The organism is Subtercola sp. Z020 (genome assembly GCF_002931235.1).
In the GTDB taxonomy this organism is placed as follows: Bacteria; Actinomycetota; Actinomycetes; order Actinomycetales; family Microbacteriaceae; genus Subtercola.
In genome coordinates, this window is sequence record NZ_PSTT01000147.1 from 1 (window position 1) to 1,874 (window position 1,874).

The following is a 1,874-nucleotide window of genomic DNA, read 5'->3' on the forward strand; positions in this document are numbered from 1 at the left end:
GGAGGGTGGCGGGGAGGGCCGACGCCACGCGCGCGGCGCTGGCGTGCACCTGCCGCCAGGCGCTGGCCGCGAGGGGAACGGCCGCGAACACTTCGAAGACCGCGATCGGGAGGAGAGCGAGCACGGCCAGCACCGGTCCAGTGAGGCCGGCGCCGCCGAGCGCGACACCGGCACCGCCCCAGACCGTAGCGGCGGTGGCGGTCGTCGCGTCCGAGACGGGAGAGCCCGCGACCGCGAGCGCCGCCGCCGTGAGCGCCGCGATGCCGAGCGCCAGGGACGCGACCGTGGCCAGCCCCGCGAGCAGGGAGAGCACCGCGCCGGCGGCTCCGGCGCCGGCAGCACGCCGGGTCGCCGACCGCGTCAGCCGCGCGTCGGAGCGTTCGAGGCGGGCCAGCCGGGCATCCACCGCCCCGAACGCCGTGAGAACGTCGAGGTTCGAGATGACGTCGAGGGTCTCGTCGGCGAACGACCCGCGAAGAGGTGCGAGCTCGCGCTCGGCCCGCGACGAGACGGCTGTGTGCACGACGGTTCCGACGACCAGCGCGAGCAGCAGGGCGACCGCGAGCGCGACCGCCGCCGCGGGCAGGAGCAGCCACATGCCGACGACCGCGAGCCCGGCGACCAGCAGCGACGTCACCAGCGGCTGGACGACCCGCAGCGGAAAGTTCTGCAGCTCATCCACATCGCCGACGAGCCGCGCGAGCAAGTCGCCGCGGCGAGTACGGGCCAGCCCGGCTGGGGCGAGCGGCACGAGGCGCTCGTAGATCGCGACCCGCAGCGTCGCGAGCGCACGGAAGGCGGCGCTGTGCGCGGCGAGCCGGTCGAGGTAGCGAAAGGATGCCCGGGCCAGCGCGAATCCGCGCACGCCCACGATCGCGATCGACAGGTACAGGATGGGCGGCTGCTCGGCTGCGCGCGCGATCAGGTACGCGGATGTGCCGAGCAGCGCGACCGCGGACACCGCTCCGAGCAGCCCGAACACGAGCGCAGGGGCGAACGCCCGCGGTGCCGGCTGCGCCATGCGCAGCACGTCGGCGGCCCTCATCGGCGCACCGCCCCGGCGCTTGCAAACCCGTTCGCGCCGTGGGCGTCGGGGTCGGCGCCCGGTACGGCAGAGGCGTCGACGAAAGCCGCGTTGACGTCAGCCGCGTTGACGTCAGCCGCGTTGACGTCAGCCGCGTCGACGTCGGCCGCGTCGGCCGCGTCGGCGTCGTCGGCGCCATCCCCCGCAGCAGGCGCCGCCAGCTCCAGCGCGCGATCGGCCGCCGAGCGGAACACCGCCCGATGCGACACCACGAGCACCGCGGCACCGTCGTCGGCGAGCGACCGGATGCCCGCGATCAGCCGCGCCTCGGCCTCCGCATCGAGAGCAGAGCTCGGCTCGTCGAGCAGCAGCACGCCGCAGTCACGCTCGAGCAGGCGGTAGATCGCCCGCGCCACCGCCACGCGCTGCGCCTGTCCGCCCGACAGCCCCGCGCCATTGACGCCCAGCACGAGGGCCGGGTCGACCTCTGCGGCGGGCAGGGCGGCGAGCGCCAGGGCACGCGCGGCGAGCGGGGCAGAGGGATGCTCGCTGCCGAGCGTCACGTTCTCGAACACGGTGCCCGCCAGCAGCCCGGGCCGCTGCCCCGCCCATGCGATCGGGGCCGAGCGCACTGTTCCGGTGTAGGGCACGAAGCCGAGCATGGCGCCCAGGATGCTCGACTTCCCGGCGCCGCTCGGCCCCGCCAGCACGGTCACCGTGCCCGGCCGCAGCTCCGCGGAGAAGTCCCGCACCGCGAACGAGCCCTCCTCGTGGGCTCCCTCCCCTGCCGCACCCCCGCTCCCGTACCGCACACTCACCCGAACCAACGAAGCACCCCCGCCTCCCGCAC

The 1,874-nt window shown here is 75.5% G+C and carries 2 protein-coding genes; both read right to left on the reverse strand.

The features are described 5' to 3' along the window. The coding region (locus tag C5B96_RS16880) for an ABC transporter transmembrane domain-containing protein (protein ID WP_255414747.1) at positions 1-1,045 on the reverse strand (1,045 nt) is incomplete at its 3' end. After that, positions 1,042-1,874: ATP-binding cassette domain-containing protein (locus C5B96_RS16885; RefSeq protein WP_146078242.1), on the reverse strand; the 833-nt coding region annotated here is incomplete at its 5' end. The genes C5B96_RS16885 and C5B96_RS16880, both read right to left, overlap by 4 nt.